This window comes from Dictyobacter kobayashii, assembly GCF_003967555.1.
Lineage (GTDB): Bacteria > Chloroflexota > Ktedonobacteria > Ktedonobacterales > Ktedonobacteraceae > Dictyobacter > Dictyobacter kobayashii.
In genome coordinates, this window is sequence record NZ_BIFS01000001.1 from 904,872 (window position 1) to 920,043 (window position 15,172).

Below are 15,172 nucleotides of genomic sequence, written 5' to 3' on the forward strand. Positions count from 1 at the left end.
CTCTAAATCTTCAGCTTCTTCGCAGATAAAAAGGAGGCATTGTTTGCCTCCTTTTTTCACGTATCCACCCATCCTCTTTCTTCTCTATCATTGTGTCTTCGATCAGAAAGAATATTGATATAGCGGATTTCTGTGCATCCGGTAGAATAAAAAAAAGAAGCAATAGGAAAGAGAAAGGATAATAATCTATGACTAAGGCACAGCATGAGCCATTGCCTGGGATTCAAGTGCCACCTCCTATACGTCCCCGGAGTAAGTGGCGGCCCAGAGTACTGACAATTATCCTATCTCTACTGCTATTACTGGCTCTAGCTCATTTTATTGCGGTCCACCATGTTGCCAGTCCTAGCCAGGCCTCAGGTCAGTCCTGTAACTCACTCATACACAACGCTGACTATACACAATTGGTGCCGGTAGAACCTAAAACACAGCGTATGGCTGCGGTCCAATTTGTGAACGCGGTAACGGGTGGCCAGCCCTCTGCCCTGATCCAGGTTGAAGATCTTGGCTCACAGCAAAAATTGGATGTCTACCTGTATGACTGTATTCGTCAGCAGGATAAGCCAACGCTCAACCTGATCTTTAAACAACAGGGCTTGATCAAAGGTACAGTCGATATTACGCAGGCCAATAGCTTGAGCATAGGCCAGATCGACACCACCCTACCCGCTGATAGTGACACCCTGCTCTTACCGCTGCAGCAGAGCGTCTTTCAGGAGTATGCCTGGCAAAATGGCTCACTACACCAGGTTGCCTTCCCCGGACTCTACCCCGTCACAAGTCGTAGTGAGGCCGAGGCTTTGCAAGATGAGGCCAACAACAATCAGGTACTCCCGTGGTCGGAGCCAGTGGCAACGGCTGAACAGATGGCCCAGGATCTTTTTCAATGGTCTGGCAATGCTATTCATGCGACGCTGAAAGATAACAATGGGAGTGAGGCCCATGTACTGCTGGAAAAAAAGAATACCCATATTGAGGTTGCGGTGACGCTGGATCGCTTGATTCAGACTGATCGCAAAGGGCTATGGTGGGTGACAAATGCTCAGTCGCCGGGCATCTCACTCGATCAGACGCAATTCAATACCCCGCTTTCATCGCCGCTCCAAATTCAGGGTAACGTCATTCCAACCCATGAAAAAGTGATAGCGACCCTCTTCAATCACACGCTGACCAGCATTCCTTTGCAGAATGGCAACAATTTACAAACAGATAGCTCAGGCCATTTTGCTGGCACACTCACCTATACCAACCTGATCCCTGATCAGCCAGGATTACTACTGATCACCGTATACCCAAAATCCTCTGACGAAGAGGGGCGGCTCTTCCTGACCAACCTTTTCCTGGATTGAATTTTCGCGCTACCTTCACCAGTTGAACTACAACCCCTACCAGTAACAAGGCGTATTAAGAAGTGATACAGCGAAATGCGCTTCTATGCCCTTTTCCCAAAGTGTGTAGGATATTTGTGAAATGAAGGAAAATCTGCAATGTCTGAGATACCATACAAAGCTTTTGCCCATATCCCATTGGCAATGTTTCGCCAGATGCGCCAGAACGATCCGGTACATTTTGAACCACGCATGCGCGGCTGGGCAGTCTTTCGCTATGCAGACGCGATGTATGTGCTGAGCCACCCACAATTATTTTCTTCGGAAGCCATCCTTCCAGGACAACCCCATCTACCCAGCATCCTGGGTATGGATGAGCCTCGACATCGCAAGTTACGCAATATAGTGTCACAGGTCTTTACGCCGCGCATGATCGAGCAATTAACACCCCAGATCACCGCCGTGGTCCAGCAATTGTTGGATAAGGTAATACCGCGTGGTCGGATGGATGTCATTCAAGATTTCGCTTATCCATTACCTATCATAATTATCGCAGGCTTGCTGGGTGTACCAGCCGAAGATCAAGCCATCTTTCGCTCCTGGTCTGACTCACTGACCGCCGCCAATGGCTCTAATGATACACCCGAGACACGCGTCTCCAATGCGCAGAGCTTCCAGGCTTATTTCTTACAAAAGCTGGCCGAACGTCGCAGTCAGCCCCAACAGGATTTAATGAGCCGGCTGCTTAGCGCTGAAGTAGATGGTGAAAAGCTCAGCGACGAAGAGCTATTAGAGTTCTGCCGCCTCTTGTTAATCGCTGGCTATGAAACTACCGCCAACCTGCTGGGAAATGCATTCGTCTGCTTTGATCAATATCCCGAGGTAGTTGAGGAGTTGCGCCAACATCCAGAGTTTATGCCGGGAGCGGTCGAAGAAATTTTACGCTGCTTCCCCTCAGTCGCAGGAGATAATCGGGTGGCCCTGGAAGATCTCATGCTGGGCGATAAACAGATCCAGAAACACCAGACGGTCAGCGTCATGGCGATCTCAGCCAATTATGACGAGGAACAATTTCCGGAGCCAGAACGCTTCGACATCCATCGTGATCCCAATCGCCATATCACCTTCGGCTATGGCATCCATTTCTGTCTCGGTGCTCCCCTGGCCCGCCTGGAAGCAAAGATCGCACTCAATATAGTCTTGCAACGCATACAGAACATACAGCGCGATCCTACCCGGCCAGTCGAGCCTGTCCAGAGTCCATTTATTGTAGGTGTACGCAGCTTTCCAATCACGTTTACCGCCACAGCGTAAGAAGAATATACAATCAAATAGAAATCATGTTAAAATATCGACTATGAATGAATTGACAAATCGAATCGAACGCCTACAGGGACGCGTCGAGAAAACTATGGTGCGTCTTTGACCTGGCGACAAAAGCAGAACAAATTAAGACCTTAGAAGCTGAAAGTATGGACCCCGACTTCTGGTCAGACAACCGGAAGGCGCAGGCCGTGATGCAACAGCTGAACGCTTTACGCGAAGAGGTCACAACCTGGGAAGGGATCGCGACACAACTGCAAGACCTGCTTGGATTAGCCCAATTGCTGGAAGAGGAGCCAGATGAAGATATGCAGGCAGAGGTCGCCCAATCCCTCCCTCCTATAGAAGAGCAGATTGAGAAACTCCAGTTTGCCTTGATGCTCAGTGGTGAACATGATGAGCGCGATGCAATTGTGAGTATTCATGCTGGTAGTGGCGGCGTCGATGCCCAGGACTGGGCGGAAATGCTGTTGCGTATGTACCTACGTTGGGCTGAACAACATCGCTTCAAAACCGAGGTCTATGATTATAGCGAAGGTGAAGAAGCTGGTTTGAAAAGCACGACCGTCGAGATCACAGGACGCTATGCCTATGGATATCTACGTTCAGAGGCTGGCACCCATCGTTTGATCCGCCTCTCACCTTTCGATGCTGCCCATCGACGTCATACGTCCTTCGCTAAAGTAGAGGTTATACCCGACGTTGAGGACACCATCGAGATCAACGTTCGTCCTGAAGATATTGAAGTCGATACCTATCGCTCAACCGGGGCCGGTGGACAGCACGTTAATAAGACAGATTCTGCTGTACGCATGCGCCATATTCCAACGGGTATCGTCGTCACATGTCAGAATGAGCGCTCACAGATTCAAAACCGTGAGGTTGCGATGAAACTTCTCAAAGCCAAACTCTTTGAGTTGGAGCTAAAGAAACGTGAGGAAGAGACGGCGCGGCTAAAGGGCGAACATGTACAGGCGGACTTCGGTACCCAGATTCGTTCCGTGACCGTGCATCCATATAGTATTGTTAAGGATCATCGTACAAACTTTGAAACTGGCAATACTGAGGGCTACCTGGCTGGAGACGTTGATCCTTTCATCCACGCCTACTTACAAGATAAAGCAGGTGGGGTTGCGACCAGCGAATAAAGTAATTTGTTAGAATGTATCTTACTCCCATCATCATGGGGAGGATGCCACCCTTGTGCGGACGTGCGCTGGCGCGCCCGCACTTTTTTATAGTGTGGTGTAGAAAATGCGCAAAGCGCATTTTCTACACCACACTATAAAAACAATTTTGAGCGCCAAAGTCGCTCAAATACAGGTGCGAAGAGCGCAGAGATCATGCGGATAAGATACATTCTTAGACCCGAGCGAGCTCGCGTATACCTTCGTAGCGTTCGGGATAACGCATTTTACGCAATGCTTTTACTTCAATCTGCCGGATGCGCTCACGTGTCAGGTGAAATACGGTACTGACCTCATCTAAGGACAAGGAGTGGCCGTCTTTCAGGCCATAGCGCATCTCGATAATCGTACGTTCACGGGGATTAAGGACCAGCAAAATCTGCTCGATCTGCTGCTGCAATAACTGCTGAACAGCTTGATCCACCGGCGCCTCTTGATGGGTAGTATCAACGATCGCATCAGCCAGATGGTATTCTTCATCATCGACCATTGGCGCGTCCAGCGAGACAGGTTGATCGGCCGCGTTAAGCAATTCAATCACCCGCTCTCGAGGTAAACCTACCTCCAACGCAATCTGCTCAGGCAAGGGCTCTGTACCTTCCTCCTGATAGATCCGGCGCGCTACGCGCTTGATTTTATAGATAAGCTCTACTACGTGCACTGGAATATGAATACAACGCGCATGCTCGGCGATCGTACGACTGATAGCCTGGCGAATCCACCAGGTCGCATAGGTGCTAAAACGAAAACCACGCTGGTAATCAAACTTTTGCGTGGCACGCATTAAGCCAATATTGCCTTCTTGTATCAAGTCTAATAACGGCAGACCCTGATTGGCATAGCGCTTGGCAATACTTACCACCAGGCGCAAATTGGCCTCGATTAAACGCTGGCGCGCATAGGCATCGCCCCGGGCCACACGCTCAGCTAATGCCAATTCTTGTTCAGAAGATAAAAGTGGATAAAAACCAATTTCCTTTAAATATTGCTTCACGGCATCATCACTGATTGCTCGTTGATCCTCTTCCTCCTCTTCCTCAGGAAGTTCTTCACTATAAACATCATCATTAAAATCTTTTTCATCTAACAGCAGAGGCTCTGGCGCGGACTTACCATTCTCATTCTTCTCAGCTACCGCGGTCGTAGCACGACTGGTCGTTCTTCCAGTTCTGGACGCCATACATCATCCTCCTTCTACCTACACACATAAATCCAGGTCACACACAATTCACTTCCTGACAATAGACAGAGGGCAACGAAGAGATCTAAAGAATATCTTCCCACTTCTCTCACTTTGCAATAATCATGCCAAAGACCCGATAACGTGCCTGCTAAGCGAATAATCAGCTTTTTGCACATCAACCAGGAGACAATAAAGTGGAGATAAACGACATCATGGAGATTGTCAGGACAGCATATTAAAGCAAGTCAGCAAGCAATGAGTAAAGTAGAAAAATGAAGATATTTCCAGAATTGAGGAATTTTTCACATTGCTCTATGGACCAGTAATTCGATAAATATGTATGCTTGACTAGAGTTGTATCACCTGTTATGCTGAAGGTAAGAAGCAAAAAACTATGCTTCCTACCACTTCTATTGACAGAAGAAAGATGAAGAATACCCCTTTTTTGTCTATAAAAATGAACAATTCTTCACTTAACTACTGACATAGAAGGGGACTTATGGTATGATAGGTAGGGCATGGGTTACACCTTGCTGTGGGGACGCGGATGCAGCGGCGGAGGCTCCCCCTCGGCTTACAATCTCGCTAAGCCACGCTTGTTCAGCAAAATCGACAAGCGCATATTACCTCCAGAGAGAAGGAAGGAGGCGATTTCGTGGAAAACGCATTTCCCCGGTGTCGCAAATGTAGTGAAGGTGATCTGGTTCCGCTTTCGGATTTCGGTAGCCAGGGAGCTTCCATAGAGTACAAGGCATGGGTTTGCACCAACCCCTCCTGCCTGTACAATATTAAGATCCGTAATGGTGATATCATTATTAATGAACCAATTAGTGATGGTTCACTCCATACTTATCGCAGTGGCCGACAGTAGGAGTGTTGACAACACCAATAACGGCGCTCACGAGTGGTTTTGATCGCTTGCTAGCGTAAAGAGGAGGCAAAAGGCAGCTATATGTACACTTCCTTTTGCCTCTCTACACATAGAGGGGTAGTCACAAAAAAGGCCACTGGAGTGACCTGAAAGGGTGATTATTGGCCCTCTATTTGGCTTTTTCAGAACAAATGCGGTATAAAGTCATAGAGTATAGCAATTCATTTAGAAATTTTTAACTTTATTAAAAGGAGTCAATGCTGACGTGCTCAATCGATTCTTTGGGCAGAAACCTCAGGAAGATCCAAAACAAAATAAAACAACAGGTGAGGCTGCTCCTACGCAGCCAACGGAACAACCACCTGTTGCTGAACCCCGTTTTACCTTCCTGAATCGCACCCGTCAAATATTTAACCGGCTGGGCAACACTGTTCAGGAAACCGACACCATAACCGATAGCCTGTGGGATGAGTTGGAAGAGTCATTGTTGGGGGCTGACGTGGGACCAAGCACGACAATATGGCTCATCGAGCGCCTGCGCCAGCGCGCAAGCGACGAAAATATGCGTACAGGTGGCCAGGTACAACAAGCCTTACGAGAAGAATTATCCTCCCTCCTTGGAAAGCCATCGGCTCTTCGCTTTTCTAAACAATCTCCACTTACTGTGATTCTTGTCATTGGTGTCAATGGTTCAGGAAAAACTACCAGCATCGCTAAAATGGCCTATCGCCTCAAACGAGAGGGGCATAACGTGATGTTGGCCGCCGGCGATACTTTCCGCGCCGCCGCCATTGATCAGCTACAGGAGTGGGGCAATCGTGTTGAGGTACCGGTCATTAGTCAGAAGCCAAATTCTGATCCCGGCGCAGTCGTCTTCGATGCATTGCAAGCGGCCCAGAGCCGTGGCAGCGATGTCTTGATCGTCGATACGGCCGGTCGCTTACATACCAAGTTTAACCTGATGGAAGAATTAAAGAAAATTAATAAAATTATTCAGAGATTCGTTCCGGATGGACCACACGAGCTGTTAATGGTAATTGATGCCACTACCGGCCAGAATGCCCTGTTGCAAGCGCGCAAGTTTGCTGAGGATATTGGGCTGACCGGCGTTATTATCACCAAGATGGATAGTACAGCCAAGGGTGGTTTCGCGTTTGCAGTTGCAGACGATTTAGGTGTGCCAATTAAATTTATTGGCATGGGTGAAAAAGTAGAGAATTTGATGCCATTCGAACCGCAAAATTTCGTGGCAGCGCTCTTCGCACAACAGTAACCGGAGGTTCCTTATGGCAAAAGAAGCGGCTGTCCCACTCACCAGGCAGGCTTCCTCCCCCACTGAGGATAAGCCTGCTCTGCCCTCAGTGGGCAATATAGCTGTCAAATGTCCTAAATGCAAAGAAATTTTATACGGTCGCGATTGGGAGAAGAATCTGAAGGTGTGCTCACGTTGTAATCACCACTTCAGATTGACCGCCCACGAGCGTATCGATCTTTTAGTTGATCCTGGAAGCTTTACTGAATTGGATGCTGATATTATTTCTGTCGATCCTCTCCAGTTCACGACCTTTCCACCTTCATATACAGATCAACGTAACTATGCCGATAAGCTAACGGCTGAGCGGCAAAAAGCAGGTATCAATGAGGCTGTGATCATTGGTCATGCGACCATTGAGAGTAAACCATTGTCCCTGGCGGTCATGGATTTCCACTTTATGGGTGGCAGTATGGGTTCAGCCGTCGGCGAGAAGATTACACGTGCCATCGAACTTGGCATTGAGCGTCGAATCCCTGTCATGATTGCCTCTACCTCGGGCGGAGCGCGCATGCAAGAGGGTCTTTTCTCGCTGATGCAAATGGCAAAGACCTCGGCGGCCCTGGCCAAATTAGGCGAGGCTAAGCTCCCATACATTAGTCTGCTTACCGATCCAACAACCGGCGGTGTCTCTGCCAGTTTTGCGATGCTAGGCGATATTACACTGGCTGAGCCCGGAGCCCTGGTGTGCTTTACCGGACCGCGTGTCATTGAACAGTTTATGCATATCAAATTGCCTGAAGGTACCGTCAATTCGGAATTTGGGCTACAACATGGTATGATCGACGCCGTCGTACATCGACGCGATCTCAGATCGACCCTGGGACGGATCCTACGTCTTTATTCGTAAACTTTGTTTGAGTGTAGCACTTTTTGTGACTACCAGGCACAGCGAGACAGGAATGCACTATAGAAGGGAAAGAGATGGCCTACGATCTGGAATTTGAGAAACCGCTGGCTGAGCTAGAAAAAAAGATATCTACACTGCAACGCAAGGGTGATCGTCTGAAAGCGGACGATCTGGTACAGTTACAAGAGGCTGAGCGCGAACTTCGGCAAAAAACCGAGGAGATTTATAAAAACCTCACCACATGGCAAACTGTGTTAGTGGCACGCCACAAGGATCGACCTTACGCTGCAGACTATATCCGGCTCATCTGCGATGATTTTTTTGAGCTGCATGGAGATCGCTCCTTTGGTGATGACCACGCGATTATGGCGGGTCCTGCCAGTATTGGCAAACAAACGGTCATGCTGGTCTGCCATCAAAAGGGCCGCGATATGAAGGAGAAGCAGTTCCGCAATCTGGGTATGCCGCATCCTGAAGGATATCGCAAAGCTCACCGTTTGATGGAACAGGCTGAAAAGTTTCGTATGCCGATCGTGTCGCTGATCGACGCGTCGGGTGCTTCCCCAGGCCTGGTCGATGAGGAACGTGGACAGGCTGAGGCAATCGCTGCCACGCTTTATTTGATGCCTCGTTTGCAGGTTCCAATCATTGCGACGGTTATTGGTGAAGGCGGCAGCGGTGGTGCCCTGGCCATTGGCGTGGCGGACCGTGTGTTGATGCTGGAACATAGCATTTACATGGTGGCTGCCCCTGAGGCCGCAGCATCGATTATGTGGCGCGATTCGGCCCATGCTTCACACGCGGCAACCGCGATGCGCATTAGTGCCCGCGAATTGCTGCCACTGGGTCTGATCGATGAGATCTTACCCGAGCCAGTTGGCGGCGCTCATCGCAACTATCAACAGATGGCCACGACCTTGAAAGAGGCCTTAGAGCGTCATCTGGAAGAGACCAAAAGCCTTCCAATCGAAACACTATTGGACCAGCGCTACCAGAAGTTCCGCAATATGGGCAAATATGGCTCGATCAAAGAGCCAGAGCTCGTCAGCTCTAAAGCATAGTAGTGCTCAATAACAAAAAAAGACATCCACTTAGATGGATGTCTTTTTTTGTTACGCTCATTGGGAGCAACCATGCGCTACAACTTATACCTCGCGGTATTCACCCTCAACCGTACCAGTCTCATCAGTGGTAGATGAAGGATGTCCCGCGCCAGCGCCGGCCGCCGCCGCGTTCTGGCTATCATAAATTTCCTGTCCCACCCGTTGCAGGGTCTGCTCCAACTCTGAGGTTAGCGAACTCAGGCGTGCGGTCTGGTTGCTGCTCAAGGCATCCCGTAGGGCTTTGATCTGCTGCTCAACATCTGAACGCAGGCTGGCAGAAATTTTGCCTTCAAGATCTTTCAGGGTACGCTCCGCCTGGTAAGCGGTGCTATCAGCCCGGTTGCGCAGTTCAATCTCCTCTTTATGAGCGCGATCTTCCTGTGCATGCGCCTCAGCCTCACGCACCATGCGCTCGACTTCCGCATTGGAAAGTCCACTGGATGCGGTAATCGTGATGCGTTGCTCACGGCCAGTGGCTTTATCACGAGCTGTGACATTCAGGATGCCATTGGCGTCGATATCAAAGATGACCTCAACCTGTGGTACACCGCGCGGGGCAGGCGCGATCCCTTCCAGGCGAAAGTGTCCCAGACTCTTGTTATCACGCGCCAGTTCACGCTCACCCTGTAAGACATGGATCTCAACGGCTGGCTGGCTATCTTCCGCGGTGCTGAAAACCTCACTTTTGCGTACCGGAATGGTCGTGTTGCGCTCGATCAAACGCGTCATCACACCACCCAGAGTTTCTACACCCAATGACAGCGGAGTCACGTCGAGTAAGAGAACATCTTTAACGTCTCCTTGCAGGACACCAGCCTGGATCGCCGCGCCAATGGCCACCACCTCATCCGGATTAACACCTTTATGCGGCTCTTTGCCAAACAGTTTGCGTACCATCTCTACGACTGCTGGCATGCGCGTCTGTCCACCAACCAGCACGACCTCATCTACATCGCCAGGACGAACTTCGGCATCTTCCAGTGCCTTTAACACTGGACCTTTGGTGCGCTCGATCAGACCACCCACCAGTTGTTCCAGCTTTGCACGGGTCAGATTCATCACCAGGTGCTTTGGACCATTGGCATCCGCCGTAATAAAGGGCAGGTTGATCTCGGTCTGCATCGCGGATGAGAGCTCTACTTTGGCTTTCTCAGCCGCCTCTTTTAGACGCTGGATGGCCATACGATCGTTGCGCAGGTCGATGCCCTGCTCGCGGCGGAACTCATCGGCAATCCAATCCATGATCAACTGGTCGAAGTCATCACCACCCAGGTGGGTATCGCCATTGGTGGACTTGACTTCAAAGATACCCTCGCCCAATTGCAGGATCGAGATATCAAAGGTACCACCACCCAGGTCATAGACAGCAATCGTTTGATCGTTCTTCTTGTCCAGACCATAGGCCAGGGATGCGGCAGTTGGCTCGTTGATGATACGTAAGACCTCCAGGCCCGCGATACGGCCAGCATCTTTAGTCGCCTGCCGCTGTGCATCGTTAAAGTAGGCGGGCACAGTAATCACCGCTTGAGTCACAGGCTCACCCAGGCGCGCCTCGGCATCCGCTTTCAACTTCTGCAGGATCATGGCCGAGATTTCCGGGGGACTATAATCACGTCCAGCCAACGAAACACGAGCATCTCCATTAGCGGCACGAGTCACTTTATAAGGTACATTCTTAATTGTGCGCTGCACTTCGGCATCGTCAAAACGACGGCCCATCAAACGCTTCACCGAAAAAATGGTGTTATCTGGATTGGTGACGGCCTGGCGCTTGGCTACCTGTCCTACCAGGCGCTCACCATTTTTCGTGATCGCCACAATCGAAGGAGTCAGGCGCGCACCCTCACTATTTTCTAGTACCGTTGGATCGCCAGCTTCAATAACCGCCACCACAGAGTTCGTGGTGCCAAGGTCAATACCAATTACTTTTGCCATAATGTCTAGATCCTCCCCTTGAGTGAGGTTGTGTTATGTCTGGAGAAAAGTCCCCGCATAAAGTTTTCAATCAGTTTAAGCATAGCCACCCTTCACTTACATCCCTTACCACGTAACTTTGATTATGCTTAAAAACTTTTTAGATATGTATGTAAAACAGCTGTGTTAAGCTGTGAATGTGTGATTTTATGGTAACCGCTCTTATCGTCTGTAGATCGAGAGGAGAAGATGTGTAGCCGCCAGGGGGACCGCTATCAGGTCCCCTGACCCTCCTGCTTTGCTAAGCGCACACTCAGGCATTGGTGCCGGACTCAACCATCTGTTTGGGTTGGGCTTTACCACTAGAGACTGTAATCTTACGTGGGCGGCTCTCTTCGACAACGGGTGCAGTGATGGTCAACACGCCATGTTCATAACTGGTTTCGATACCATCGGCGTTAATGGGTTTCGGGAAAGTAATGCTGCGCTCGAATTTACCGGAGCCACTCTCCTGCACCAACCAGTTGGCCTTTTCTTCCTGGACATTCCAGGGATGCAGGATGCCTTTCAGGTACAAAGTATTATCCTGTACGGTCAGTTCAATATCCTCTGGCTTGACGCCTGGTAGCAGGGCACGGATATGATAGCCTTGCTCGGTCTCATAGGCATCTACCACCGCACGCACGCCCTGAGAAGACTGTTCCCAGGTTGGGCGGACAAAGCTCTGCTCGAACAACTGGTCCATCGCATTGCGCAGACTGACAAAATCGCGGAATGGATCGTGGCGCATAATCATTGACATAATAACAGCCTCCTTTTTGTTTATAACCATTCTTCTGAATATGAACAGCGCGAACTTCGAGAGTTCTATTGAAGGATAGCGTTATATTTACTAGCTTTACTTTACTCGCTTCCCTCAATCACCTTACGACCATATTATGCGTTACCTTACAATTTTTGTCAAGTCATTTACAAGCAATTATTCGTCATTCTAACAAATCTCTAACAGTTGATCCATAACAATATGTAAACATAGTATGTGTCTTACTGCCATCATCATGGGAAGCGTGCCGCTCTTGCGCAGACGTGCGCTGCTGCGCCAGCTTTTTTGCACTACGTAAGAAAACTTCTTGAGCGACTTTGGTGCTCAAACTCAGGCGTGGAGATCGTGGCGATCTTGAGGAACGTTTAAGTTGTCACTCATCACAATCAACAACCACTTTTTCATCACAATCGATAGCACTGTTCTCTTCTAAAGAGGGTTTTTCCGACCCCTGGATGACTGTAACAGAGACCGATACATCGATGACGACAACATGTATCACAAAATTCGGCAAAACGACGGGATAAAGGGATAAAGAGGTCGGATTCTGCCCTCCTTTAAAGATATACTTTGTCTATCAAGGAGTCGAACGAACAACGCAGAGATATGAAAACGAAGGAGAAATAGATGACTTATCTTATTACCGGTGCCACAGGCTCTGTAGGCAATTCCATCGTGACCCAGCTTCGCGCCCTTGGGCAGGAGGTTCGTATTGTCACTCGTGATCTAGACAAAGCCCCTGTTGGGGTAGAAGCTCTTCAGGGTGATTTTACGAAAGGGATTTGTCCTCCAGGGCTTTTGAAGGTGTGAACCGAGTGTTCCTATTCCCTGCACAGGGGGGCGTCGATGCCTTCTTAAAGCAGGCGAAGACAGCCGGGGTGGAACAGATAGTTGTACTCTCCTCGCTGGCTGCAGCGATGGAATATGAGCGAGACAAAACGTCCGTGAGTGCGCTGCATCATCTTGCCATCGAGAAAGCGGTCATGGCCAGCGGCATTCCGTATACGTTCCTGCGCCCGGGAAGCTTTGCTAATAATCTGCTGTTTTGGGCATACTCCATCCAAACTGGAGCTACCGTCTATGAACCCTATGCCAACTCTGTCCAGGCACCCATCCATGAAGCGGATATTGCTGCCGTTGCCGTAGTTGCGCTTACGCAAGATGGACATCAGGGAAAGACATATCCACTGACGGGACCCCAGGCACTGACGCGACTCGAGCAACTGAACTGTATTGGAACGGCTATTGGCAAGCAACTTCATTTTCAAGAGATTCCTGTCGACGCCTTCCAGAAGGAGATGGAGAAGTACATGCCTCTCCCTGTCATCAAGATGCTTCTGGACTACTGGTCGGATACTGTCACCGTTCCCGATGTGGTGCTCCCTACCGTCGAGCAGTTAACCTCCCATAAGGCACGTACACTCGCGCAGTGGGCAAAAGACCACGCATCAGACTTTTCCCCTTTCGTATGAATTGAGGGGATTTGAATCAGGTTCGGTTGTAGTTCAAGCACTCAAAAATCAGGCACTTGAGAGGGCAATTCTCAAAAACCGTCCGGAATTTAAGCGAACCGTGAGTTATCAGGGGGAAAACCTGTGCTAAGCGCTTAGCACAGGTTTTCCCCCTGATAATCTTGTCGCCCCTAATTGCTAGGAGAGAAGAGAGAAGGCAAAGTCCATCCATATGAAGAGTGACATGCTTTACGAGTGGGGAATGGAAGCGGGTATTAAAGCCCGCAACTAAGGGTTTAGCTATCTTTTTTAAGGTCTTCAGAAGTTTCGATGATATATTCGGTATGTTGCACCCGCATGAGCAGGGTCCGTACCTCATTCACTTCTTGTTCGAGGGTAATGACCTGGCGGCGCATCTGAAGTATATGACGAATGCCAACGGCATTGACGCCTTGATTGGCCAGCTCTGCAATTTCTTGTAGAATAGCCAGATTCTCGTCTGAATAAAGCCGATTTTTGCCATCCTGGCGTGCAGGATCAAGCAGGCCGGCTTCTTCATAGCGGCGCAAGGTCTGCGGAGGTATACCAACTAACTGCGAGACCACACCGATAGAATACTTGGGAAGGCGCCGATGCTCATCATCACTCATCGACTGGGATACTTTGGAACGTCGCTTCATGGTAAAACCTCCTTCTAGCTGGCCACCTTCGTTATCACGGAAAACGAGCATGACAAAGCGGTTGTCATGCTCTTTTATGGCCGCATTATTTTTTGTAATCATAATATAATTTAACATTTTTTGTCAAGTCACATAGACAAAAACCATCAAACATTAACTTATTTTGCTTCTATTTTCGACATTGCATCTCTATATATCCTCTGTTACCATAAAAGAGTATATCCTCACATGAGAATATATCGAACAATTCACCCGTCAAAGGAGAGTGTGCGATGTTCACCAGTTTAGATCCCGGAGCCATTGGTATTTCTGTGTCTTTCGAAGAGGCACTTCAACTTGCCCGCAGCAATGGCTTTGAGGGCCTGGATTTGCCGTTGAAGGAACTGCTGACCCGCGCCCGGCAGACTTCCGTGCAAGAAATTAAAGAGCGCTTACAAGAGGCACAACTCCGACCTGGAGCCTGGGGACTTCCTGTCGATTTCAGAGGAGATGAGGAGAGCTATCAGGCGGGCCTGGCACAGCTGCCGGCCTATGCCGAACTGGCACAGGCCCTGGGCAGTAGCCGCTGCTCGACCTGGATCCTGCCTTTTTCAGATACACGCGATTATCAGGCCAACATTGAATTCCATGCCAGCCGCCTACGCCCCGTTGCCCAGATACTGGCCGACCACGGACAGCGTTTTGGACTGGAGTTTGTGGGGCCAAAGACGATGCGCGCAGGACATCGCTATGAGTTCATTTCGACTATCGCTGGTGGCCTTGAACTGGGTCAACAGATTGGTACCGGAAACACTGGTCTCCTGCTGGATAGCTATCACTGGTATACAGCCCATGGCAGCGTGGCCGAGATCCAACAACTGACCAATCAACAGGTTGTCTATGTGCACGTTAACGATGCACCTGCCGGCCGAGCCGTGGATGAGCAACTCGATAGCGAGCGTCTCTTGCCGGGAGCCAGCGGAGTTATCGATATCGCAGGCTTCTTACAGGCCCTGCAAAGCATTGGTTACGACGGCCCGGTAGTGGTAGAGCCATTCAACGCCGAGCATCGCGCCCTACCTTATGCGGAGCGTGCCAGAGCCACCCGCGAGAGCCTGGCTAAAATATGGCAACAGGCTGGTTTACGCTAACATCTAATAGATACTCA

The 15,172-nt window shown here is 49.7% G+C and carries 13 protein-coding genes; 9 read left to right on the top strand and 4 right to left on the bottom strand.

The annotated features are described in order from the left end of the window. The first annotated feature begins 188 nt into the window (after positions 1-188). The 3 genes from EL645_RS03990 (at position 189) to prfB (ending at position 3,799) form a co-directional block, all read left to right on the top strand. Positions 189-1,349, top strand: a complete 1,161-nt coding sequence (locus tag EL645_RS03990; protein ID WP_126548825.1) for a hypothetical protein — start codon at positions 189-191, stop codon at positions 1,347-1,349. Between the two features lie 138 nt (positions 1,350-1,487). Continuing rightward, positions 1,488-2,642, top strand: coding sequence for a cytochrome P450 (locus EL645_RS03995; protein ID WP_126548826.1), 1,155 nt, complete (start codon positions 1,488-1,490; stop codon positions 2,640-2,642). Between the two features lie 43 nt (positions 2,643-2,685). Beyond that, positions 2,686-3,799 (top strand): peptide chain release factor 2 gene (gene prfB / locus EL645_RS04000; protein WP_218031719.1). Its coding sequence is split into 2 segments (ribosomal slippage): positions 2,686-2,751 and positions 2,753-3,799, totalling 1,113 coding nucleotides; the frame shifts between segments, so codons are not numbered across the junction. A 214-nt stretch (positions 3,800-4,013) separates the two neighbouring features. On the opposite strand, the gene EL645_RS04005 is transcribed toward prfB, so the two are convergent. After that, a complete protein-coding gene (locus EL645_RS04005) occupies positions 4,014-5,018 on the bottom strand; it encodes a sigma-70 family RNA polymerase sigma factor (RefSeq protein ID WP_126548828.1) in 1,005 nt (334 codons plus the stop codon). Positions 5,019-6,157: 1,139 nt separating this feature from the next. Between EL645_RS04005 and ftsY the strand changes: the two genes are divergently transcribed. The 3 genes from ftsY to EL645_RS04025 all read left to right on the top strand — a co-directional run bounded on the left by ftsY (position 6,158) and on the right by EL645_RS04025 (position 9,115). After that, the gene (gene ftsY, locus EL645_RS04015; protein WP_126548830.1) at positions 6,158-7,165 is read left to right on the top strand and encodes a signal recognition particle-docking protein FtsY; all 1,008 of its coding nucleotides are present in this window, start codon (positions 6,158-6,160) and stop codon (positions 7,163-7,165) included. Between the two features lie 13 nt (positions 7,166-7,178). Further along, positions 7,179-8,054 carry an acetyl-CoA carboxylase, carboxyltransferase subunit beta gene (gene accD, locus EL645_RS04020; RefSeq protein ID WP_126548831.1) on the top strand — a complete coding sequence of 292 codons (876 nt, stop codon included), beginning with the start codon at positions 7,179-7,181 and terminating at the stop codon, positions 8,052-8,054. Positions 8,055-8,128: 74 nt separating this feature from the next. Beyond that, entirely contained in the window at positions 8,129-9,115 is a 987-nt protein-coding gene (locus EL645_RS04025; RefSeq protein ID WP_126548832.1) for an acetyl-CoA carboxylase carboxyltransferase subunit alpha, read from the top strand. Positions 9,116-9,199: 84 nt separating this feature from the next. Here EL645_RS04025 and dnaK read toward each other — a convergent pair whose 3' ends face one another. Next, positions 9,200-11,092, bottom strand: a complete 1,893-nt coding sequence (gene dnaK / locus EL645_RS04030; protein WP_126548833.1) for a molecular chaperone DnaK — start codon at positions 11,090-11,092, stop codon at positions 9,200-9,202. Between the two features lie 292 nt (positions 11,093-11,384). Beyond that, positions 11,385-11,873, bottom strand: coding sequence for an Hsp20/alpha crystallin family protein (locus tag EL645_RS04035; RefSeq protein ID WP_161977090.1), 489 nt, complete (start codon positions 11,871-11,873; stop codon positions 11,385-11,387). 648 nt (positions 11,874-12,521) lie between these two features. On the opposite strand from EL645_RS04035, the gene EL645_RS43895 reads away from it, so the two are divergent. Both EL645_RS43895 and EL645_RS04040 read left to right on the top strand, forming a co-directional pair. After that, positions 12,522-12,704 carry an NAD-dependent epimerase/dehydratase family protein gene (locus tag EL645_RS43895; protein WP_218031720.1) on the top strand — a complete coding sequence of 61 codons (183 nt, stop codon included), beginning with the start codon at positions 12,522-12,524 and terminating at the stop codon, positions 12,702-12,704. Between the two features lie 5 nt (positions 12,705-12,709). Beyond that, the gene (locus EL645_RS04040) at positions 12,710-13,366 is read left to right on the top strand and encodes an NAD(P)H-binding protein (RefSeq protein ID WP_218031721.1); all 657 of its coding nucleotides are present in this window, start codon (positions 12,710-12,712) and stop codon (positions 13,364-13,366) included. Between the two features lie 275 nt (positions 13,367-13,641). Here the strand turns inward: EL645_RS04040 and EL645_RS04045 are convergent, their stop codons facing one another. Next, positions 13,642-14,127 (bottom strand): MerR family transcriptional regulator, encoded by a 486-nt coding sequence (locus tag EL645_RS04045; protein WP_218031722.1) that lies wholly within the window; start codon positions 14,125-14,127, stop codon positions 13,642-13,644. A gap of 170 nt (positions 14,128-14,297) precedes the next feature. Here EL645_RS04045 and EL645_RS04050 point away from each other — a divergent pair, with 170 nt between their 5' ends. Then, positions 14,298-15,155, top strand: a complete 858-nt coding sequence (locus tag EL645_RS04050; RefSeq protein WP_126548835.1) for a sugar phosphate isomerase/epimerase family protein — start codon at positions 14,298-14,300, stop codon at positions 15,153-15,155. The last annotated feature ends 17 nt before the right edge of the window (positions 15,156-15,172 follow it).

What these genes read in the sequence shown, in the direction of transcription:
- EL645_RS03990 (WP_126548825.1), top strand. Translation starts at nt 189, where the DNA reads ATGACTAAGGCACAGCATGAGCCATTGCCTGGGATTCAAGTGCCACCT.
- EL645_RS03995 (WP_126548826.1), top strand. Translation starts at nt 1,488, where the DNA reads ATGTCTGAGATACCATACAAAGCTTTTGCCCATATCCCATTGGCAATG.
- EL645_RS04005 (WP_126548828.1), bottom strand. Translation starts at nt 5,018, where the DNA reads ATGGCGTCCAGAACTGGAAGAACGACCAGTCGTGCTACGACCGCGGTA.
- accD (WP_126548831.1), top strand. Translation starts at nt 7,179, where the DNA reads ATGGCAAAAGAAGCGGCTGTCCCACTCACCAGGCAGGCTTCCTCCCCC.
- EL645_RS04025 (WP_126548832.1), top strand. Translation starts at nt 8,129, where the DNA reads ATGGCCTACGATCTGGAATTTGAGAAACCGCTGGCTGAGCTAGAAAAA.
- dnaK (WP_126548833.1), bottom strand. Translation starts at nt 11,092, where the DNA reads ATGGCAAAAGTAATTGGTATTGACCTTGGCACCACGAACTCTGTGGTG.
- EL645_RS04035 (WP_161977090.1), bottom strand. Translation starts at nt 11,873, where the DNA reads ATGTCAATGATTATGCGCCACGATCCATTCCGCGATTTTGTCAGTCTG.
- EL645_RS43895 (WP_218031720.1), top strand. Translation starts at nt 12,522, where the DNA reads ATGACTTATCTTATTACCGGTGCCACAGGCTCTGTAGGCAATTCCATC.
- EL645_RS04045 (WP_218031722.1), bottom strand. Translation starts at nt 14,127, where the DNA reads ATGATTACAAAAAATAATGCGGCCATAAAAGAGCATGACAACCGCTTT.
- EL645_RS04050 (WP_126548835.1), top strand. Translation starts at nt 14,298, where the DNA reads ATGTTCACCAGTTTAGATCCCGGAGCCATTGGTATTTCTGTGTCTTTC.